The 20600-nt window shown below is 62.5% G+C and carries 16 protein-coding genes; 10 read left to right on the plus strand and 6 right to left on the minus strand.

The annotated features are described in order from the left end of the window. Position 1: 1 nt before the first annotated feature. The 8 genes from hypF (at position 2) to FBAL_RS16160 (ending at position 9175) form a co-directional block, all read left to right on the plus strand. Positions 2–2317 carry a carbamoyltransferase HypF gene (gene hypF, locus FBAL_RS16125; protein WP_013346654.1) on the plus strand — a complete coding sequence of 772 codons (2316 nt, stop codon included), beginning with the start codon at positions 2–4 and terminating at the stop codon, positions 2315–2317. Then, complete coding sequence (locus FBAL_RS16130) at positions 2314–3264, plus strand: hypothetical protein (RefSeq protein ID WP_148226768.1); 951 nt, start codon at positions 2314–2316, stop codon at positions 3262–3264. Before hypF ends, FBAL_RS16130 begins: the two co-directional genes overlap by 4 nt. Then, positions 3257–3592: a hydrogenase maturation nickel metallochaperone HypA gene (hypA, locus tag FBAL_RS16135; RefSeq protein WP_013346656.1), complete on the plus strand. Its 336-nt coding sequence runs from the start codon at positions 3257–3259 to the stop codon at positions 3590–3592. Before FBAL_RS16130 ends, hypA begins: the two co-directional genes overlap by 8 nt. Next, a complete protein-coding gene (hypB, locus tag FBAL_RS16140; protein ID WP_013346657.1) occupies positions 3593–4708 on the plus strand; it encodes a hydrogenase nickel incorporation protein HypB in 1116 nt (371 codons plus the stop codon). Then, the gene (gene hypC / locus FBAL_RS16145) at positions 4699–4977 is read left to right on the plus strand and encodes a HypC/HybG/HupF family hydrogenase formation chaperone (protein WP_013346658.1); all 279 of its coding nucleotides are present in this window, start codon (positions 4699–4701) and stop codon (positions 4975–4977) included. The genes hypB and hypC overlap by 10 nt, the downstream gene beginning before the upstream one ends. After that, complete coding sequence (hypD, locus tag FBAL_RS16150; protein WP_013346659.1) at positions 4974–6074, plus strand: hydrogenase formation protein HypD; 1101 nt, start codon at positions 4974–4976, stop codon at positions 6072–6074. The genes hypC and hypD overlap by 4 nt, the downstream gene beginning before the upstream one ends. Positions 6075–6486: 412 nt before the next feature. Continuing rightward, positions 6487–7167: a Dph6-related ATP pyrophosphatase gene (locus tag FBAL_RS16155; RefSeq protein ID WP_013346660.1), complete on the plus strand. Its 681-nt coding sequence runs from the start codon at positions 6487–6489 to the stop codon at positions 7165–7167. 637 nt (positions 7168–7804) lie between these two features. Further along, positions 7805–9175, plus strand: a complete 1371-nt coding sequence (locus FBAL_RS16160; protein ID WP_013346661.1) for a right-handed parallel beta-helix repeat-containing protein — start codon at positions 7805–7807, stop codon at positions 9173–9175. On the opposite strand, the gene FBAL_RS16165 is transcribed toward FBAL_RS16160, so the two are convergent. The 5 genes from FBAL_RS16165 to FBAL_RS16185 all read right to left on the minus strand — a co-directional run bounded on the left by FBAL_RS16165 (position 9172) and on the right by FBAL_RS16185 (position 14825). After that, the gene (locus tag FBAL_RS16165; protein WP_013346662.1) at positions 9172–10926 is read right to left on the minus strand and encodes a sugar phosphorylase; all 1755 of its coding nucleotides are present in this window, start codon (positions 10924–10926) and stop codon (positions 9172–9174) included. The genes FBAL_RS16160 and FBAL_RS16165 overlap by 4 nt on opposite strands. Before the next feature lies 1 nt (position 10927). Continuing rightward, on the minus strand, positions 10928–12154 hold the full coding sequence (locus tag FBAL_RS16170) for a glycosyltransferase family protein (RefSeq protein ID WP_013346663.1): 1227 nt from the start codon (positions 12152–12154) through the stop codon (positions 10928–10930). A 154-nt stretch (positions 12155–12308) separates the two neighbouring features. Continuing rightward, positions 12309–12977: a flavin reductase family protein gene (locus FBAL_RS16175; RefSeq protein WP_013346664.1), complete on the minus strand. Its 669-nt coding sequence runs from the start codon at positions 12975–12977 to the stop codon at positions 12309–12311. 86 nt (positions 12978–13063) lie between these two features. After that, entirely contained in the window at positions 13064–13906 is an 843-nt protein-coding gene (locus FBAL_RS16180) for an HAD-IIB family hydrolase (RefSeq protein ID WP_013346665.1), read from the minus strand. A gap of 73 nt (positions 13907–13979) precedes the next feature. Next, a complete protein-coding gene (locus FBAL_RS16185; protein ID WP_013346666.1) occupies positions 13980–14825 on the minus strand; it encodes an MOSC domain-containing protein in 846 nt (281 codons plus the stop codon). A gap of 130 nt (positions 14826–14955) precedes the next feature. On the opposite strand from FBAL_RS16185, the gene FBAL_RS16190 reads away from it, so the two are divergent. Together FBAL_RS16190 and FBAL_RS16195 are read left to right on the plus strand one after the other, a co-directional pair. Next, positions 14956–15981, plus strand: a complete 1026-nt coding sequence (locus FBAL_RS16190; RefSeq protein WP_013346667.1) for an AraC family transcriptional regulator — start codon at positions 14956–14958, stop codon at positions 15979–15981. Between the two features lie 90 nt (positions 15982–16071). Then, positions 16072–18318 (plus strand): outer membrane protein assembly factor BamB family protein, encoded by a 2247-nt coding sequence (locus FBAL_RS16195; protein ID WP_013346668.1) that lies wholly within the window; start codon positions 16072–16074, stop codon positions 18316–18318. A gap of 27 nt (positions 18319–18345) precedes the next feature. Here FBAL_RS16195 and FBAL_RS16200 read toward each other — a convergent pair whose 3' ends face one another. Then, positions 18346–20583, minus strand: a complete 2238-nt coding sequence (locus FBAL_RS16200) for a patatin-like phospholipase family protein (RefSeq protein ID WP_013346669.1) — start codon at positions 20581–20583, stop codon at positions 18346–18348. Positions 20584–20600 lie beyond the last annotated feature (17 nt).

The raw sequence follows: 20600 nt of genomic DNA on the forward strand, positions 1-20600 counted from the left end.
TATGAGCAGTTGCAACGGCATTGCCATCCGGGTTCGGGGCCAGGTTCAGGGGGTCGGATTCCGCCCCTTTATCTGGCAGCTGGCGCGGGAATCCCACCTGCGCGGCGATGTTTTTAACGACAGTGAAGGGGTGCTGATCCGGCTCTGTCAGCCGGTGGATGGCGACGCCTTTATCCGCACCATGCGTGAACGCCTGCCGCCACTGGCCCGGGTTGACGCGGTGGAATCCAGCCCCTGCCAGTTTGATGAAGCCCCCACCGATTTTGCCATCAGCCGCTCCGTGGCGGGGGTGGTCAATACCCGCATTGCGCCGGACACCGCCACCTGCCCCGCCTGCCTGGCCGACATCGTCCGGGACGGAGATCGCCGCCAGCACTACCCCTTTACCAACTGCACCCATTGCGGGCCCCGGTTCAGCATCATCCGCCAGGTGCCCTATGACCGCCCCTTCACCTCGATGGCCGACTTTCCGCTCTGCCCGGCGTGTCAGCAAGAGTACGATAACCCGGCAGACCGCCGTTTCCACGCCCAACCCAACGCCTGCCCCGAGTGCGGCCCAAGCCTGACTCTGTATGACAACGCGGGCCACCCGCTGGCTCAGCGGGAGCAGGCCCTGACCGAGGCGGTGGATGCCCTGCGTGCCGGCCAGATCGTCGCCATCAAAGCCCTGGGGGGTTACCACCTCGCGGTGGACGCCAGCAACGACCAAGCCGTCTCCACGCTGCGCCAGCGCAAGCACCGCCCCAGCAAACCCTTTGCCCTGATGGTGGCGGACCTGGCCATGGCCCATACCCTGGTTCAGCTCAACGACGCCGAAGCGGCCGCGTTGACCAGCCCCGCCGCCCCCATTGTGCTGTTACGGCCCCGTACCGATGCGCCTCTGGCGGCCTCCGTCGCCCCGGGAATGGCCCAGCTGGGCGTGATGCTGGCCAGCAACCCGCTGCAACACCTGTTGATGAAACGGATGGGCCGGGCACTGGTGATGACCTCCGGCAACGCCAGCGGCCGCCCCCCCTGCATTGATGACGGCCACGCCCTGGCCGAACTGGGCCCGATTGCCGACCGGCTGCTGGCCCACAACCGCGCCATCGTCAACCGGGTCGATGACAGCATCGTGATGGTGGAGGGGGGCCAGCGCCAGTTGCTGCGCCGGGCCCGGGGCTTTGTGCCTTCACCGCTGCCGCTGCCCGGCGGCTTTGAACAGGCCGACGGCGTGCTGGCCTACGGCGCCGACCTGAAGAACACCTTCTGCGTGTTGCGCCAGGGCCAGGCCCTGCTGTCCGCCCACCTGGGCGACCTGTCCGACCCGCAGCTGTTCGCCAGTTACCAGCACAACCTGACCCGGTTCCCGGCGCTGTTCGACTTCCAGCTCAGACAGCGCGCCTGCGACAGCCATCCGGGTTACCTGAGCAGCCAACTGGCCCGCCAGCACAGCCAGGATGGTCTGCCCTGCCACGACATCGACCACCACCACGCCCACCTCGCCGCCTGCCTGGCGGACAATGGCCAACCTCTGGATACCGCACCGGTACTGGGGCTGGTTCTGGATGGCCTGGGCTGGGGTGGCAGCGACACCGAGCATCAGCTCTGGGGCGGCGAGATCCTGTTGGCGGACTACCGTCAGTGCCGCTACCTCGAAGGGCTGCCGCCGGTGGCGTTGCCCGGTGGTGATCTGGCCGCCCGGGCACCGTGGCGCAATCTGGTTGCCCACCTGGATGAGGCCTGCCATGACTGGGAAGAGTGGTCCCTGCCGGAGCTGGAGCGTCTGCAGCAGAAGCCGCTCGGGTTACTGCGCCAGGGCATCGCTTCCGGCCTGAACTGCCCCGAAGCGTCCAGCGCCGGCAGGCTGTTTGATGCCGCAGCCGCCCTGCTGACCCCGGTGTTCGAACAGCAGCACTTTGAGGGCGAAGCCGCCATGGTGCTGGAGGGTCTGGCGTGGCAAGCGGTTAAAGGCGAACTGACCCCACTGCCGGAACCGGACGAGATTGACCTCAGCGCACTCTGGTATGGTTTACTGCAGGGGCTGGCCAGCGAACGGCCACGGCCCGAACTGGCTCTGCAGTTTCATCAACAGCTGGCTGCCGCCCTAGCAGGAAGGGTGCTCTACCAGGCCCGCCATCACCAGGTGGACCGCGTTGTGCTGTCCGGCGGCGTGATGCAAAACCGACTGCTGCAGCGCCTGCTGGTGCAAAGCCTCAATGGCCACGGCCTGATCGTGCTGCGCCACCACCATGTGCCTGCCAATGATGGCGGGCTGGCTCTGGGTCAGGCCTTGATTGCCTGGGCCCGCCAAACGGACCGAAAGGAGCAAGCGTGATGATTCCCGCTCTGGCCACCCTTCACCTGGCACAACAAGACGGCCGCTTGCAGGCCCGAACCGAACTGACCCTGCCACCAGTAGGCAAACACCTTGAGGGCCTCAATGGCGAAGCGGTACTGGCCCGGTTAAGCCTGATCTACCGCCAGTGCAGCGAAGCCCAGCGCTGGGCCGCCATCAGCCTGATTGAAGAGGCCCGCGATGTACGCCCCAATGCGGTCACCGTGGCCGCCCGCGACCAGGCCCTGGCGCTGGAGTGGGTCACCGAACACAGCTGGCAGTTGTGGCGCATCGCCCACGAAGTCCTGCCCACCTGCCCGAAACGACTGCAACTGCTGACCCGCTGGCGCCAGACTCTGGCGGAGCACCGTGATGCCCTGTGCGCCATGCGTCACGTGCCCGGCAGCGCCGTATCCCCGGTGGCCCTCACCTCCCTGCGCAGCTGGATTGCAGAGTGGGAAGCGTTGGTCTGGACCCCGCTGCAACAGGCGTTGGACCTACACAGCTGGGACCGCCTGTTTGTGACCCCCAGTGCCATTCAGCAGGCGTTGGAAAGCGGCCCGGCCAGCCGGGTGGCCTGCACCAATCCCGGTCTGATGGCGCGCCTGTCCGCCCTCTGGCATGAACTGTGGCTGGCGGTGGACGCCGTCAGCAAACCCGGCAGCCTGACCGGCCCGGAAGGCATTGTGCCCCCGGTGATTCCGGGCCAGGTCGCCGCCGCCCGCGGCACCCTGCAGCACCGCTGCCAGTGGCAGAAGGACCGGGTCACCGACTATCAGATCACCATCCCCAGCAGCGGCACCCTGACCGCCATTGCCGCCAGCCTCGATGGCGTGGCGGTGCCAGAATCGGATGAGTGGCGCCAGGCCCTCGGGGTTTGGATCCTCTCCCATGCCCCCTGCATGGAGGTGGCCATCGTCGACGTCACGGAGAGTGAATATGCATGAGATGTCACTGGCGGAAGGGATTCTGCAGATTGTTCAGGACCAGGCTGGCAACAGCCCCCGGGTGCACAGCGTCACCCTGAGTGTGGGGGAGTTGGCGGGCGTGGAGCTGGATGCGCTGCGTTTCTGTTTCGATGTGGTGACCCGCGACAGTGCCGCGCAGGACGCGATACTGGAGATTGAAACCGTACCGGGCAGCGCCTTCTGCTTTGACTGCCTGGCCCAAGTCCCACTGGCTCGCCGTGGTAACCCCTGTCCCCGCTGTGAAGGCCATAGCCTGACGGTGGTGGGTGGCGACCAGATGAAAGTGAAATACCTGGAGATCGACTGAATGTGTACCGTATGCGGCTGCGCCGAAGGCAATACCCGGATCGAGGGTGAGCACGCTCACTCCCATAAGCATCACCACGCGCACGACCACAGCCACGACCATGACCATGGCCATGAGCACGGCCATCACCATCATGACCCGGCGCCGGTGACCGTGGTGCATCACCACTACCACTTCAAGAACAAGGGTGACGTCCACATTCACTACCATGTGGCGGGGGGCGAGCCGGCCTCTCACGGCCATCACCACCATCACGAGTCTCATGAGCATGGCCACGACCACGCTCATGACCATTCGCATGATCACCCTCATGACCCTGCCCACGAACACGACCATCCGCACCATGAGGGCGAGCAAAACGACCTGTTTGCTCCGCAACAGCAGGGGCTCGACCTCCATTACGGTGAAGGCCCGGCCCACGCGCACGCCCCCGGCCTGAGCCAGCACAAGATGGTGCAGATCGAGCAGGACATCCTCGGCAAAAACAACGCCATCGCTGCCCATAACCGCAGCCACTTTCAGGCGGACCAGCAGCTGGTACTGAACCTGGTGTCCAGCCCCGGCTCCGGCAAAACCACCCTGCTGACCGAAACGGTCAAACACCTGGCCGGCCAGCTGCCGGTGGCGGTGATCGAGGGTGACCAGCAAACCGCCAACGACGCCGACCGCATCCGTGCCACCGGTGTCGCCGCCATTCAGGTCAACACCGGTAAAGGCTGCCACCTCGACGCCACCATGGTGGACACCGCCTATCACCGCCTGGAGATGGAACAGGGCGGCGTGCTGTTTATCGAAAACGTCGGCAACCTGGTGTGCCCCGCCAGTTTCGACCTGGGCGAGAGCCACAAAGTGGCGATCCTGTCGGTGACCGAAGGTGAGGATAAGCCGCTGAAATACCCGGATATGTTCGCCGCCGCCGACCTGGTGCTGATCAACAAAACCGACCTGCTGCCCCATCTCAACTTTGACCTGCCCCGCTGCATCGAGTCGGCGCGCCAGGTGAACCCCAACATCGAAGTGATCTGCCTCTCCGCCACCACCGGCGAGGGGATGGATCGCTGGCTGGATTGGATCGGCGAGCGGGTGACCCCGCGGGAGGTCAGCGCATGTGTTTAGGGGTACCGGCGCGCATTGACGCCATTGTTGATGAGCCCAGCCAACGGGTCAGTGTCTCCCTCAACGGGGTGCTGCGCGAGGTGAATGCCAGCTGCGTCTGGACCGAGCCTGCCGAGACCCTGATTGGCCAGTGGGCGCTGATCCACGTCGGCTTCGCCATGGCGCTGCTGTCCGAGGAGGAGGCGCAACAAACTCTCGATGCCCTGGCTGCGATGGGCGCCGATGAGCATGAGATGGCCGATTTCTCCGGCCTGGGAGCCGCCCGATGAAGTTTGTTGATGAGTTTCGCGACCCGGCGGCGGTACAGCGCCTGATTAAACAGATTGGCCACACCCTTGAGCGGGTCGACCCGGCCCGCCAGCCCCTGCAGATCATGGAGGTGTGCGGCGGTCATACCCACGCCATCTTCCGTTTTGGTCTGGATAAGCTGCTGCCCGAGGGGATCGAGTTTGTCCACGGCCCCGGTTGCCCGGTTTGCGTGCTGCCCCGGGGCCGCATCGACGACGCCATTACCCTGGCCCGCCAGCCCGGCACCATCCTGTGCAGCTATGGTGATGCGGTTCGGGTGCCCGGCGATCAGGGTTCGCTGCTGGACGCCAAAGCCGCGGGGGCGGACGTCCGCATCGTCTACTCGCCGCTGGATGCCCTGGCGCTGGCACAGCAGCAGCCGGACAAGCAGGTGATCTTCTTTGCCATCGGTTTCGAAACCACCGCACCGGCCACCGCCATCACCCTGAAACAGGCCGCACAGCAATCGGTCGAAAATTTTTCGGTGCTCTGTCATCACATCACCATCGGCCCGCCGCTCAAGGCGATTCTGGACGACCCGGGGGTTCGGCTCGATGGCCTGGTGGCGCCGGGCCACGTCTCAATGGTGGTGGGCCAGTCGCCCTACCAGTTTATCGTTGAGGACTATGGCAAGCCGGTGGTGATCGCCGGATTTGAGCCCATCGACTTCCTGACCGCTCTGCTGGGCGTGGTGCAGCAGCTGGCCGAAGGCCGCGCCGAGGTGGAGAACGCTTACGCCCGCGCCGTCCAAAGCGCCGGCAATGCGGTGGCACAACGGGCGATGGCCGAGGTGTTCACCCTCGCCCCCAACAGTGACTGGCGGGGGCTGGGCGCCATTGCCGAGTCCGGCCTGATGTTGTCAGAGCAGTACGCCCGCTTTGATGCGGAGCGTCGCTTCGGCCTGAAACCCACTCAGGTTGAGGAGCCGGAAGGGTGCGGTTGCGCCCAGGTGCTGCGGGGCCAGATCAAACCGGCGGATTGCCCGCTGTTTGGCCAGCGCTGTACCCCACAAACGCCGGTTGGCGCATTAATGGTGTCCAGCGAAGGGGCCTGTGCCGCCTATTTCCAATATCGTTGAACTCTGGAAAATATAAAAACAGGTGAAACGTCCGGAATGATATTCCGGACGTTTTTTATTTTATCAGTAGAGTCATTGTTATAACGAACAAAAAGACACCCTCACCTGCCACGGCAAAATCACAATTTCAACAGCAGAAATAACGAAAATAAGATCATCCGCAAAAATCGAGCCGGGCTGGATAAATCCATCTTTGGAAAGATGAAATTTATGGCCGTGTTATCGCGCCATCCGGCTCCGTCCTTCGGGCCCAGAAAAGGTGACACTCGCCGGTGCCCTCTCTACCATAGCGATTCAAGCATCGACCGCCGGTATCCATACCCAATATCCAATATCCATACCGACTGTCCGTGCCAACCAACCCTACCAAGCGCTATGCCAAGGGCTATGCCAAGCGCTATGCCGAGGTGATATGAACCAGCCCCGCCCCACCCTGCTGTCCTGGAGCAGCGGCAAAGACAGCGCCTGGGCGCTGCACCAGCTCCGTCAGGACCCCAGCATTGCCCTCAAAGGGATCTTCACCACGGTCAACGCCGAGGCGGAACGGGTGGCCATCCACGGGGTGCGCCAGTCCCTGTTGCGGGACCAGGCCGAGGCGCTGGGTCTGCCCCTGTACACCATCAACCTGCCCTATCCCTGCAGCAACGACGACTACCAGGCTGCAATGTCAGCCTTTCATCAGTGGGCCAGCGAGCAGGGCATCGAGTGCATCGCCTTTGGTGACCTGTTTCTTGAAGACGTCCGCGATTACCGCATTCAGACGCTGGAAGGCACCGGCCTGACCCCCCTGTTTCCCCTGTGGGGCAGTGACACCACCGTGCTGTCACACACCATGATAGAAGCGGGACTGAAAGCCCGGATCAGCTGCATTCAGAACGACAAACTGCCACGCCACTGGCTCGGCCAATCGTTTGACTTCACACTTTTGGACAATTTGCCGGCCGCAATAGACCCCTGTGGAGAGAACGGAGAGTTCCACACCTTCTGTTACGACGGCCCGATGTTCCGCCGCCCCATCCCGGTACGCTGCGGTGAAGAAGTGGTTCAGGAATTCGCCAGTTTTATTGACTTGCTTCCCATCGATGACCGGTAGTAAAACCAGACTCACTATTTTTATTCGATAAATTTAGATCTGAAATAATAACTGTCCTCATTCTCTGACCCACCCGGCATGTTGTGGGTCAGAAAATGAAACTTTAATTTTATTGAGTTGAATTCAATTTGCCGTTGCAGCAAAAATTGATCGTCCGCCACCGCCTTTAAATCACCGAATCCTTGCACTAACTTACATATCGGCTCGAAATTTACGAAGATTGAAACACGTCATTTCCGCTGATTTGCCTGCGCACCCAATGAAGATGGTTTGGATTTTATTGATGGCCATCTTTCTGCCGCTTTCAACAGATACCCCGGTCTCTGACTCAATCCTTGCAGCATCGTGATGGCGATGCGAAAGCCGCCCCAGTTCTGAACCGCTTTTCGAGCCCCCGGTACCCGGTCATACATTCCCTGCAAAAGAACGATCACCTTTGCCGGGGGCTCCTCTCCCCTCAATTTCCCCTGCTCAATACCGAGACAGATCAATCCACTGGCAAAAGCCGCCCTGGTGGTACTGGCGAGGCCGGGTCCCCTGTCCTACGCTTTTGGCTGTTTTTGCCGTCCCGGCCCCCCGCCGGGGCTGAACCCTTGGTTTCTCCAGCTTTCTCCAATCCATACGGGAGTGGTTTGCCATGCCGGTTTCCTCTATATACGCCCCTCTGGCGCTGCTGATGTTTGCCCTGCCACACGCCGCCTTTGCTGCTGACACCGTTGATTGCGCCAGCGACTCGCTGCAGACCGCCATTGATGCTGCACCGGCTGGCACAGTGCTCAACCTGACCGGCCTGTGCGAAGGCCACTTCACCATCGATAAAGACCTCACATTGCAGGGACAACCGGCGGTCCTGTCCGGCACTGGCAACGGGGCCGTGCTGACCCTGACCAATGGCAGCACCGCCCCCAGGGTGACCCTGCGGGATCTGGAGTTGCGCAATGGCGGCCAGGGGGCAACCGACCCGGCCGCGTTGATGAATGCTGGCGGACTGCTGCTGCTCAACACCGCCAGTGAGCCCCTGCTGGCACAACTGGAGCGCGTCACCGTCGCCGACAACACCCTGCCCGGTAATGACGGCGACGCGTTTGGTGCCTGCGGCATCGGCACTGCCGGGCCGGTACAACTGACGGTGCTGGACTCCATCATCAGCGATAACGGCATCCGCAATGCCTCACTCGACCGCACCGTGGTGGGCGGGATATTAATAGGCCCTCAGGGACGACTGACCTTAGTCGGTAGCGAACTGAGCGGTAACTTCAACCTGACCGATGGCGGCGGCAGCGGCGGCCTCGATTGCGCTGGCCACTGCACCATGCTGGGCGGGTCGATACACGACAACGACACGGGCAGTGACGCAGGTTCCACTGGCGCCGGTTTTACCGTCCAGCGCGACGCGTTCCTGCTGATGGACGGCGTTGGGGTGCAGGACAATCGCAGTGACTGGGACACGGCGGTGGCCGGCGGCGGCGTGATCCTCGGCCATGCGGTGCTCAAAAACACCGACATCCGGAACAACCGCATCGTGCCAACCGGTGACACCGATGGCAGCGGTGGCCTGCTGGTGCAGGGGGGCGTACTGGAGATGATCGATGGCAGCCTGCGCGGCAACCTGGCCCCCGGCAGCGTGCACCGTGGTGCCGCCGGACTTACCGTTCGCTCCGGTGCCCAGGCGAGTTTGCTGCGCACCACGATTCGGGATAATCAGGCGCTGGCCGGGCCGGACGGCAGCAATGCCGGTGCTGTGCTGGTCAGCGACGACAGTCGCTTCTATGGCGACGCTCTGGTGATCCGCGCTAACGAGGGACAGGCGGGCGCAGTGCGCATCGGCGCGGGTTCGCGGGCAGTGCTCAACCACAGCCGGGTGCAGAGCAATGTGGGGCTGGTGACCGGTGGCATTCTGCTGGATGGCTCTGCCAGTCCGGTCGGAGAGGTGTTGCTGTTTGACACCCGGGTATTCGGCAACAGCCCGGACAACTGCAGCGGCTTCAGCGATCCGGCTTGCGACTAGGTCGCCGTCTCCCGCGACCGGTTGGTCAGCCACACGCTCTGGTAAGGGGCCAGTTCAATGTCGCCGTGCAGATCCGGATAGTCGTCACCGCTGAGCAGATCCCACCAATTTTGGGTGCCGATCAGGTTCAGACTTGATAGCCGCAATGTCTGCACCTGGTCGGTCACGTTCGCCACCGCGAAGATGCTCTGGTCGCGCCGCTGACTCTGCCGCCAGACCCCAAACAGTTCATCCCCCAGGTGCAGCACAAACTGGGTGGCGCTGGGGTGGAACGCGGCCTGGTCCTGGCGTAACCGGGCCAACTGGCACAAACCCACAAACACCTGATGGTGGTGGCTCTTTACATCCACCAGATGGGCCTCCAGGGCGTCCGCATCCCAGCAGTGACGGTTGATGCTGCGGTTATTGCCGGTATTGGCCACCTTGTCGAGATCATTCTGGGTGGCCAACAGACTGTGCAGGTAGATGGCGGGCAGCCCCTCCAGCGACAACATGATGGCGTGGGCACACAGGAAGCGGGCCTGCTGGTATTGGTCCGGCCCCTGCAGCGTGCCCTTCATGGCGTCATACAGGGCGATGTTGATCTCGTAGGGGCGCAGCCCCCCCTCCCCCAGGCTGCGCCAGGAGATGCGGCCACCGAAGGCTTCCATGGTGGTGGCGATGTCGGCGATCTGCTTCTCCTCCAGCAACCCCTCCACCGGGCGCAGGCCGATGCCATCATGAGACGCGATAAAGTTGAGGTAGGTGGTGCCCATCTGCGCCGGTGGCATGCTCATCTGCCACAACTTCAGGGCGTTGCAGTCGCCGGTCAGCATGGTGTGCAGCAGCAGCGGCGGCAGCGAAAAGTTGTAGATGGCGTGGGCCTCATTGCCATTGCCGAAGTAGGCCAGGTTCTCCCGGTTGGGGATGTTGGTTTCCGTGATCAGCAGGATCCGGGGGTCGTAGAAGCTCACCAGAGTCCGCAGCAGGCGGACAATTTCGTGGGTCTGCGGCAGATTCAGGCAGCTGGTGCCCGCCTCTTTCCACAGAAACGCCACCGCATCCAGACGGAAGATCGACACCCCCTGACTCAGATAGAGCTGAATGATCCGCACCATCTCCACCAGCACCTGCGGATTGGCAAAGTTGAGGTCAACCTGATCATGGCTGAAGGTGCACCAGACGTGACGCTCGCCAGCGGCGGTGGTGACCGGCTTCAGCAGTTCACTGGTGCGGGGCCGCACCACCTGATGGTAGTCCTCGTCCGGGTCGGCGGTAATGAAGTAGTCGCGCCCCGGAGCCTCATCGGCTTTGAACTGCTCAAACCAACGGCTGCGGCTGGAGCAGTGGTTGATCACCAGATCCGCCATCAACCGGGTCTCTTCGGCAATGTCCCGGATGTCGGCCCACTCCCCCAGGCTGGGGTTGACCTGGGCGTAATCGATGACGGCAAAGCCATCGTCGGAGCTGTAGGGAAAAAACGGCAGGATATGGATGCCGGTGGCCACGTGAGCGAGGTAGTGGTCAACAAACCGCTTCAGGGTATGCAGCGGCCGCTCGCCCTCACGCCGCAGGCTGTCACCGTAGGTGATGACAATCAGGTCCTGCTGGTCCCACGGCTCGCTGCGGGGCCGGGCCATGACACAGTGCCCCTCTGCCCCCACCGCATGGATCAGGCGGTGCGCCAGGGTCTCATGGTCCTCTTCGGGGTAGATCAGGCGCAGGTGCTCCACCACCTGCTGCTGCAACGCTTCGAGAGTCGGGTGCACCATATCAGCGCCCCATAAACTCTTGGTGATCCGCCTCCACCGCTTCCACCAACTGTTCGAAGATGTCCGGAATGGCGCTGCGTACCCGACTCCAGCTGGGGATAAAGGGCTTCTCCTTGGGGTTCTCCAGGAAGTGCAGCCCGGCCTTCAGTACGTTTTCGGCAAACAGCTCCACCGACTCCTCCTCGTTGTGAACATCAAAGTCGAGGCCATTGATCACCGCGTCGTTGCGGTAGGTTTCAATAAAGTCGAGGGCGATGCGGTAGTAGGTGGCTTTGATGGAGCGGAAGGTTTCCGATGAGAACACCACGCCATTGGTGGCCAGCTTACGGAAGATCGCCTTGCTGATGTCGATGGACATCTTCGACAAGCCACCGTCGTCGTTGTCCTTGGACAGGTCCTGATGCTTGTGGTCGTAACGGTCGGCGATGTCCACCTGGCACAGCCGGTTGGTGGCGTAGTTGCGCTTCATCTCCGACAACACGCCGATCTCCAGTCCCCAGTCGCTGGGGATGCGGATGTCATTGATCACATCGATGCGGAATGAGAACTCGCCCGCCAGCGGGTAGCGGAAGGAGTCGAGAAACTCGAGGTAATCGAGGTGGCCAAAGATCTTCTTCAGCGAACGCAGCAGAGGCGTCACCAACAGACGGGTTACCCGGCCGTTGAGGCGGCCGTCCGCGACCCGGGCATAGAAGCCTTTGCAGAATTCGTAGTTGAAGGTGGGGTTGGCCACCGGGTAGATCAGCCGGGCCAGCATGCTGCGGTCATAGGTGACGATGTCGCAGTCGTGCAGCGCCACCGATTCAGTCTGGCCCCGGGCCAGCACATAACCCAGGCAGTACCAGACATTGCGGCCCTTGCCCATCTCGGTGGGGGCCAGCCCTTCCGCACGCAAGCGCTCATCAATGGCGCGCAACCGGGGGCCGTCATTCCACAGCACCCGATGGGACTGGGGCAGGCGATTAAAGAACTCCAGCGCGTGCTGATACTGCGCCCGATCGGCCCGGTCCAGTCCAATCACCACTTCGGCCAGGTAGGGTACCTGAGTCAGTTCGGTCACGATATTGTCCAGCGCCGGCCCCTGCAACTCGCTGTAGAGCGAGGGCAACACCAGGGACATTGGCCGGGTTTTGCTGAACAGAGTGAGTTCCGCTTCCAGATCGTCGATGGGACGGTCGGTCAGGTTATGCAGAGTGGTGATGATGCCGTTCTGGTAAAAGTCGCCCATGTAACGCTCCCTGTGCCATTGCAATCAAAGCCATAGCAAAGGGTAGCAATCACAATGCCAGTGTGCCGAAAGCGATGACGCGGTGGGTTCGCCGCTCCCTGAACCATCACGGTGCGCCAACCTGGCGCAGCGCTGCGTCAAAACAGGGCAGCGCTCAGGCGTCCTCTTCGGGTTGTCCACTCAGCGTCAGGCGGTGAGGCGGGTGTTCGGGTTTGGCGTAACTGAGCCGGCTGAGCCGGGCGGTCTGGTGGTAGCTGTCGAGGCCGGACACGGCCACCACCCCCAGTCCCTCAAGGTCGATGTAACCATCTTCCTGCACGGCGGCGTCATCCACCATCACCTGCACCACTTCGCCGATCACCAGTTCGGTCTGGTTCAGTGCTATCGGTTGATGGGCCACCAGCCGCAGGCCGATCCTGAGGGGGCTCTGCGCGACAAAGGGGGCGACAAATCCGGGCACAAACCGCGGTTCCAGGCCACAGGCGTCGAACTCGGACTGGTCCCGGTCATAACGTGCTGAGGTTTGGTGCGCGGCGGCATAATGGGGATGGTTCACCGCGTTCAGGGTGAAGTATCCGGTCTCCAGCAAGTTCTCCAGGGTGTGTCGCTCCACCGTATGGGGCCGCACAATAAACCCCATCAGAGGCGGCGCTGCACCGAGATGAAAAACGGAACTGACGATGGAGAGGTTGGTGCGGCCATCGCCGTCGACGGTGCCGACCAGATTGGCGCTCTTGAACCCCGACAGGGAGTTGATAAACCGGGCCCGGTAACGCGGCGCCATCTGCGCCAGGTCGTGGGGGTCAAACCGCTGTTCAGGCATCTCGAACTCCTTTTGGGATCACCTCTGTGCCTGACCGGTACGTGGCAAAAGCGGTTTTGGGATCACCGGCTTAGCGGCGGTGTTGTTCAGGGCAGCTGATAATGGTCCAGCAGGCGCATGATGGCGTCATTCCAACCCGCCGGGCCGCACGGTTCAGTGTGGATGGCGCGACGCTGGGCGGCGGCATTGAGGGCCGGACTGGCGTTGACCGGCGAGCGCACCACCACCGGATGGTCAGCGGCCTCCAGCATCGCCACATCGTTGTCACCGTCCCCCAGAGCAATCAACAGGGGGGTACGGCCCCACAATCGGCCGTAGGCACGGCGTAACGGTTCCAGACAGCGGCCTTTATCACTCTGGCCAATCACATGAACGAAACGCCCACCCCGCAGCAGGCGCAGCCCATAGCCTCGCAGGGCGCGCTGCAGTTGCCGGTAGTCGTCATCGCTGCCCTGCCACAGCAGGGGCTCGGAGAAGTGCCGTTGCAGCGCCTGTCCGGCACTGTCCGGGTCCAGCCCGGTGTGGGCCACCAGGGTGTCGACATCCCAATCCGCAAACCCCTCAAGCGCCAGCCCGGTATCACGCTGGATCTCAGCCAGCGCCGCCAGTATCGCCGCCCGGGTTGCCCCAAAAGGCTGCATCCGTTGCCCCATGATGGCGCCCAGTTCAACCTGAGGCTCCGGCGCCACCTCACCCTCGGGCCAGACCAGCGCCGCGCCGTTTTCCACCACATAGGGCGCCTGATTGCCCAGCCGCTCACGCAGCGGGGCCAGCTCCGCCGCGGTTTTACTGGTATTGAGAATGACCGGAATACCAAGGCGTTGCAGCCGGGCCAGAGCCGGCTGCGCCGCGCTAAAGTCGTAATCGTGGTGATCCAGCAGGGTGCCGTCGAGGTCCGTCACCACCAGCAGTTTTGGAGTGTGAGCCATCCTTGGTGTCCATCAGTTCGATTGCAATGATGAGTGTAGCCAAGCAAGGATCGGCCCAAGCAGGAAATGTGGGTTATCGTCCGGCTTTGGCCGCCAGCACGTCGCCGACGCGGATCCCCTCCCCCTCGCCCGTCAGCAACACCGCATTACCGCCAAAGAAGGCGCCGGGTTTGGTCAGGGGGTTCAGGCTCAGCAACGTGCGCAGCGGCTCTTTCGGATTGGGCCGCGTGCCGCTGGTCTGGTCAACGGTGATCACCGGACAACGCTGACAAGGCTTACGGATCGCCAGGGTGTAGCCGGCGCCCTTCAGGCGGTACTCGTTCAGTTCACTGAAGGCGCCATCCAGTTCGTCCACCACGATATTGGCGCGGAATCGCTCCATCCCCACCGGGGTTTCGCCATTGGCCTCCAGCGCCGCATTCAGGGCGGCCAGCGACTGTCGGCTGGCGATCAGGAAAGGGAAGCCATCGGCAAACTCGGTGTGGGAGGTTTCGCCCGGTTCCAGATATTTGGCCTTGATGGGACGGGATTGTGCCCGGTTAAAGCGCACCAGCCGCAACGGCGCTCCCCGGTATTCGCCCAGCAGGCGGGTCAACCAGTCGGCGGCTTCAGCGCCCTCATCGAACGCTTCCAGCTCACTCTGCCACAGCGACACCGGAGTCAGTTCACTCAGCTCACGCTGCAGGGGGATGGTCAGGCTGGGTTGCTGTGGGTGCTGCAACACCAGCTGATGCTCATCCAGGCTGGGGCGAATCGCCGCCAGCGCGGGCAACTGACGCTGGGTGACAAAACGGCCAGCGCTGTCCACCAGCATCCAATGGCGATCCCAGGGCAATCCGGTGACGCCCAGCGTGCTTTGTGTCAGGCGGATCCCCCCCAACGCTTTGACCGGGTAGATGGTCAACTCCGTGATGATCATGTCATCCCCAAAATAATCCACTGTGAAAGCGAGTTAGCATACACCCACATCCGGATCCGCTCATGCTATTGTCATCGTCGGGGAGTTTCCCGGCACGGCATCGGATGGATTCGGAATCGAGCACAAGGATATGGACAGCACCTACACCACTCTGGCCGCCTGGGCCATCGCCATTGGCGCCACGCTCAACGCCAACGGCGTCTCACCACCGCCGGTGTTCGCCCGGGCCGGGCTCAGTTTCAAACAGATTAAGCAGTCGCCAACCGAGCGGATCCCCATCGAACGCATGACCCGCCTCTGGAATGAGGCGGTCATCGCTTCCGATAACCCGGCGTTTGGGCTGGGGGTGGCCGCACAGGTTCACCCGATGCACTTTCGGGCGCTGGGGATGCTGACCGTCACCTGCCAGAACATTGAGCAGTCACTTCGCAAGATCATCCACTACCACGCCCTGATCAGTGACGCCGTCACGTTATCGCTGACCGAAGAATCCGATCGCCTGGGCTTCACTATTGAGGCGAGAGAAGGGGTCACCATCAGTGATGCCGCCATCGACGCGTTCTTTTCCGTCATCCAGAAGTTCTGTATGGAGATGGTCCATGCGCCGGGCCTGTTGCAGGAGGTGTGGGTGCGTCGCGGCGCTCCGGCCACTCCGGAACCCTGGCTGCAACACTTCCGACTCCCGGTGCGGTTTGGGCAGGCCAGAAACTGTCTCTGGCTGACCCGCAGCGCACTGCAACTGGACTCCGTGCACGGCGATGCCCATATGGCGGAGCTCAATGAACTGGCGGTGGTTCAGTCCCTGCAGCAGATGCAGATTCAGACGCTGAGCCAACGTTGCCGCGCGGCGATTCAGTTCTCAGCGGAAGAGGGGGCGCCCACCCTGGAAGCGGTGGCGCAATTCCTTCAGGTCTCCCCCCGAACTCTGGCCCGAAAACTCAAGCAGGAGGGGGTAACCTTCAACCAGTTACTGCAGGAGAAACGCCGCACCCTGAGCGTCCACTACCTCACCCACTCCAATGAACCCATCACCAACATCGCTCTGAGCTTGGGGTTCCGTGACACCAGTAACTTCAACCGGGCTTTCCAGCGTTGGTTCAACACCACCCCAAGCCAGTTCCGGGAGTCGCAAAGCCAACGCGTCTTGTCCGGGTAGTTTGAGACAAGCATTTGGCAGCCAGAGACAGGGCAGCCCCGCCAGAGCCCTTTAGGATGGAACATTCCAATCGAAGAACTGGTGTGGCAAATGAGAAAGATAACGACAACACAACAACATCGCGCCAAGGCCCTGCTGTACCCTGCGGTCTTGCTGATGCTCACCGCCTGCGGCGGCTCCGACTCTTCAGAAACCCCCATTGACTACGGGCCATTGCACGGTCTGCAGGCCGATGTGCCGGAGGAGCCGGCCAAAAACCGGATAACGGTCGATGGCAACACCACCCAGTTATTGCAGCAGCTGGACGCCAGCCGAGACCCCGATTCCGGCGGACTCAACCCCGCCCTCTACCTGCTTCCCACCCGAAGCCCGGCCACTCTGCCCGACCACCAGTGGCAACCTCAGGGCTTTCCCCGGCATCTTCCTCCCACCACCCTCGGCGCCGAGGCTGCGGGGTTTTATGCGCTCCACGGCGACACCCGCAACAGCGATGAGGTGATTGCCGTCGCCGCGCCCACCCCCCAGTTGAACTGGATCGCTGAGACCCACCTGCTCAGCTATGAAGGCGGTGTGTTCGACCGGGACAGCAACGTTTATGTGGTGCCGGTGGATCCGGTGGAGTCGGTCTATCTCTACTCGCTTGACGGCCAGAGCGGCGAACGGCGCTGGTCTTTGCCCGGCACACGAATGGGACAGGGTGGCGCGCCGCTGATCCTGCCGCGCAGCCTTGAGGCCGATGAGGACGTCATCTACGTCGGCAGCTACGAGTATCTGACGGCCGTGAGCCAAAGCGGCGAGGTGCTCTGGGATGTGGCCACCGGCCTTACCGCTCCGGAAGGCGCCGGCCACATCGACACCCACAACTTTGGTGTGAACTACCATGCGGGACTGGATGCCGTGGTGGCGCTGATGGCGGACGGCCACCTGGTGGTTCATGACCGCCAGACCGGTGCCCCGCTGGCAGATCCCTTCTCCCTGCCCGGCGCCCCAACCCTGCCGATGGCCTACCAGACCGATTACTCTCAGCTGGAGCCTTTTGTTCATGGCGGCCTGAGCCGGATGTTCAACGACACCGCCACCTTCTTTGATGTGCTGACCATGGTGCTGGGAGGCGGCTATGAGGTGGCCAACTACTTCAGTATCGACCCCAACACGGGCCGTATGCTGATTGGCGCCACCGCACCGGATGAGGCTGACGGCGTTGCCGATGGCTACTCCGCCTATGGCGCATTGTTCTCCGTTTCTCTCGACTCTTCGGGTCAGGCCAGCATCGACTGGCGCCGGGACTTTGAGGGCGGGACGGCAGCCACCCCCACCCTCTCGCTGGATGGCACCCGGGTCTATACCGCCGATGCCGTCGACCAACTGCTGGCCATCGACGCCGCCAGCGGCGAACTGCTCTGGAGCCAGCCCACCGGCAGTGGCCAGGTGGTGGGCTCGGTGGCGGTCTCCCGGGAGGGGGGTGAGATCTTCGCTTCCACCGCCATCGACATCATCAAGTTTGTTGAGATGGGCCATTGCGCCGGTGATGGCACCCAATGTGGCGAACCGGTCTGGGTGGCGAACCTGAGCGACACCTTCGACACCTCACTGCTGCAGCAGCCCACCCCTGCAGCCCAGGTCTATCAGCAGGTATTCAAACCCGCCTTTGAGGCGTTCTACCGCTCCATCGGTGCCAGCGATTTCACCTTCGCCCCCTACACCGGAAACATGGTTCTGGCCGGGATAACCGGCAATGGCGTGGTGGCACAAGTTGGGTTTGGTTACCTCAATACCCAGGGCCGGGTGATGCCGTTGCAGATCAGTCAGGTTCTGCTGGACCGGGAAACCGGCGAGATACGAGCCGCCACAGCGGGTGTGGAGGAGAGCGTGTCGGTGATGGCAACAGCGCCAAACGGCAACCTCTATATGAGCAACTCCGCCCTGCGCCGGGTGCTGAATCTGGCCATTGTTCGGGCAGTAGGGCATCAGACCGGCAATCCCGTGCTCAAGCAGTTTGGCAGTGAAACCCTCGGTGGCATCGCCCAGTTTGCCCAGCCGGATGGGCGTCACTGGCAGCTGGCCAATGAGATCGTGACCGTGGCCAAGGGGCGGCTGGATAACCTGATTGCCAGCGCCGCTTCCCACTCGTCAGACGCGGTGGCCAGCGAGATCGGCCGCTTCAGAGTGCTGCTGAGGCAGTACCAGGGCACGCTGGAGCGCGCGCATCAGGCGGGGGAGATCAGCGACGCGACCCGGGACGAACGCACGGCACGGATCGCCACACTGATGGCGTTGGAGGAGGGCAATTTGCAGGAGACCCGTGCTCTGCTGGACGGCCTGTCCCTCCCGGAATAACGCTCGATAAAGCCCGGTTCGCCGGGCTTAAAACTGCTTGCCAATAAAGAGGTAGAAGCTGCTGTCGCCGGTGTCCGCTTGGCCAAACGCCAGCGCCGCGGGGCCAATGGCGGTTTCCATGCTGACAAACAGACTGCCTGCGTAGATCAGATCCCCCAGCGACACGTCATCCTGAAGCAGCCAGACATTACCTGCCTCAAACGATGCCCCGAGGAACAGCGGCCAGGTGATGCCCAGCACTTCCCGGCTCAGGTCATAGGTGTACACCCCGCCCAGCAGCACCTTGTGGCTGCCGAACAGGCTGTCTTTAGAGAAACCGGACAGGTTGAGGAACCCGCCGATGGAGGTGAAGTGTGCCAGGGTCAGCTCATCTTCGCTCAGGGTTTCAAAACTCAATTTGCCGATGAAGTTGTGCGCCCCAAAGTGGGTGGCGCCGGTCCAGTCCAGTTCGTACACCCAGAAGTTATCCCGCTCCCAGGGTGCATCAATAAATGCCGCTTTACTGCTGCTGTTCAGATGGCTGATCTGGGCAAACCAACGCTGCCCTTTACTGGGAAACATCGATTGGTCGAGCGTATCAAACCCCAATCCAAGCTCAGGACCATAAAACCAGTAATCCCCCAGCCGGCCGATGGTGTTACTGCCCACGCTGTGATACTTGCCATCCTCATAGCGGTACGCCAACTGCAGTTGCGCGTTGCGCCCAAAGTTTATGCCACCGCCCAGCGCCACGCTGGAGCGCGTCTGCTCAATCCGGACAAAGGGGAACTCTTCTATCTGCTCAAAGGCGTTCCACTCTTTGCTCTCGATATCCGCCATGCCGATCAGATAGAAACTCTGCAGGTCATCCATCGGCTGATACCACTCCGTCGCCAGTCGATTGACGGTCCCCAGATTGGCCTCGGTACGCCATTGGCCCCCGGCATTGAACAGGTTGTTGACGGTCAGGGCGGCATCCAGGGAGAGATCCAGCTCCCGGTCCAGGTTGTCCTCGATGCGCAGCCCCATATCAAACACGTTGGGCCCCCAGTTTTTACCCCGGGTCTGCACCACCAGCTCGGGGCCGTCACGACCGTCCACCAGGAAGGCATCGACCCGCTCAAACTGGTTCAGCGAGTAGATCCGTGCCACGGCGTCCTCAATCTCCCGCTCGGTCAGCACGTCCCCCGGCTCCACCTGCAGCACATCGCGGATCACGTCATCTTTCACCCAGCTCTGGTTCTCCATCCGCACCGCCACCACCGGCGCCTCGGTTTCGAGCCAGACGGAGCGATTCACCTGCTTGGCCAGGTGATAGTCGCGGTAGGCGTCGTCCGCCAGAGACCAGCGCCGCAGGTCGCTGATGTGCTCCATTGCCGCCCGCTTGCCCTCGGGGATCAGCCCCGGCATGGCCTCGAAATCGCTGGTGCCGATGCCATCGATGTTGGGCTGGATCAGGATGTCGCCCGGCTCCAACAGGGCCACCTGCTGGTCCCGTGACAGGTTGGTCAGGTAACCGCTGAGCTGATCGAGCACATCGAACACCGAGTTAAGGTCATCCTTGCCCTTCAGCGGTGCGCCGATGTCGACGGCAATCACCACGTCCGCACCCATATCCTTCACCACGGATACCGGCATATTGTTGACCATGCCGCCGTCCACCAGCAATCGGCCGTCGCGCTCAATCGGGGCCAACGCGCCGGGGACGGTCATGCTGGCCTGCATCGCCTCAAGCAGGTTACCGCTGTCGAGGACCACTTCGCCGCGGTCGGTCAGGTCGGTCGCGACAAAGCGCACCGGGATCGGCAGCATGTCAAAGCTGGGCACTTCCGGGACGGTGCCGATGGAGCGGCGGATCAGGGAGGACATGGTCTGGCCCTGCAGCGCCCCTCTGGCAAAGCGCAGCTCGCCGTCGCGGAACCCCATTTTGAGTTCAATCGGGTAGCTGTCGTAATGCTGTTTATCGCGGTAGCTCAGGTCTTCCCGGGGGATGTCGTCGGAGAAGCCGCTGTTGAAGTCCAGCGACAGCATGATCGCTTCAATCTGGTCGGCACTGTAGCCGAGGGCATAAAGGCCGGCGACGTAGGCCCCCATGGAGGTGCCGGCGATGTAGTCGACCGGGATGTTGTACTCCTCGAGCACCTTCAGGACACCGACGTGGGCCGCGCCCTTTGCGCCGCCGCCGGACAGTGCTAATCCCACTTTGGGGCGCTCCTGCGCCAGCCCGGCCGTGGTCAGCGCCAATGCCAGCGCCATGCTCCATCCCAATCGCCACAGTGTGCCCATCCCGAATCCTCTGGGTA

The organism is Ferrimonas balearica DSM 9799 (assembly GCF_000148645.1).
GTDB classification, from domain to species: domain Bacteria; phylum Pseudomonadota; class Gammaproteobacteria; order Enterobacterales; family Shewanellaceae; genus Ferrimonas; species Ferrimonas balearica.

Excerpts from the sequence above, each read along its gene's own strand:
- hypA (WP_013346656.1), top strand. The coding sequence starts at position 3,257 with ATGCATGAGATGTCACTGGCGGAAGGGATTCTGCAGATTGTTCAGGAC.
- FBAL_RS16175 (WP_013346664.1), bottom strand. The coding sequence starts at position 12,977 with ATGCCTGAACAGCGGTTTGACCCCCACGACCTGGCGCAGATGGCGCCG.
- FBAL_RS16185 (WP_013346666.1), bottom strand. The coding sequence starts at position 14,825 with ATGATCATCACGGAGTTGACCATCTACCCGGTCAAAGCGTTGGGGGGG.
- hypD (WP_013346659.1), top strand. The coding sequence starts at position 4,974 with ATGAAGTTTGTTGATGAGTTTCGCGACCCGGCGGCGGTACAGCGCCTG.
- FBAL_RS16165 (WP_013346662.1), bottom strand. The coding sequence starts at position 10,926 with ATGGTGCACCCGACTCTCGAAGCGTTGCAGCAGCAGGTGGTGGAGCAC.
- FBAL_RS16190 (WP_013346667.1), top strand. The coding sequence starts at position 14,956 with ATGGACAGCACCTACACCACTCTGGCCGCCTGGGCCATCGCCATTGGC.
- FBAL_RS16160 (WP_013346661.1), top strand. The coding sequence starts at position 7,805 with ATGCCGGTTTCCTCTATATACGCCCCTCTGGCGCTGCTGATGTTTGCC.
- hypF (WP_013346654.1), top strand. The coding sequence starts at position 2 with ATGAGCAGTTGCAACGGCATTGCCATCCGGGTTCGGGGCCAGGTTCAG.
- FBAL_RS16170 (WP_013346663.1), bottom strand. The coding sequence starts at position 12,154 with ATGGGCGACTTTTACCAGAACGGCATCATCACCACTCTGCATAACCTG.
- hypB (WP_013346657.1), top strand. The coding sequence starts at position 3,593 with ATGTGTACCGTATGCGGCTGCGCCGAAGGCAATACCCGGATCGAGGGT.
- FBAL_RS16200 (WP_013346669.1), bottom strand. The coding sequence starts at position 20,583 with ATGGGCACACTGTGGCGATTGGGATGGAGCATGGCGCTGGCATTGGCG.
- FBAL_RS16180 (WP_013346665.1), bottom strand. The coding sequence starts at position 13,906 with ATGGCTCACACTCCAAAACTGCTGGTGGTGACGGACCTCGACGGCACC.
- FBAL_RS16195 (WP_013346668.1), top strand. The coding sequence starts at position 16,072 with ATGAGAAAGATAACGACAACACAACAACATCGCGCCAAGGCCCTGCTG.
- hypC (WP_013346658.1), top strand. The coding sequence starts at position 4,699 with ATGTGTTTAGGGGTACCGGCGCGCATTGACGCCATTGTTGATGAGCCC.
- FBAL_RS16155 (WP_013346660.1), top strand. The coding sequence starts at position 6,487 with ATGAACCAGCCCCGCCCCACCCTGCTGTCCTGGAGCAGCGGCAAAGAC.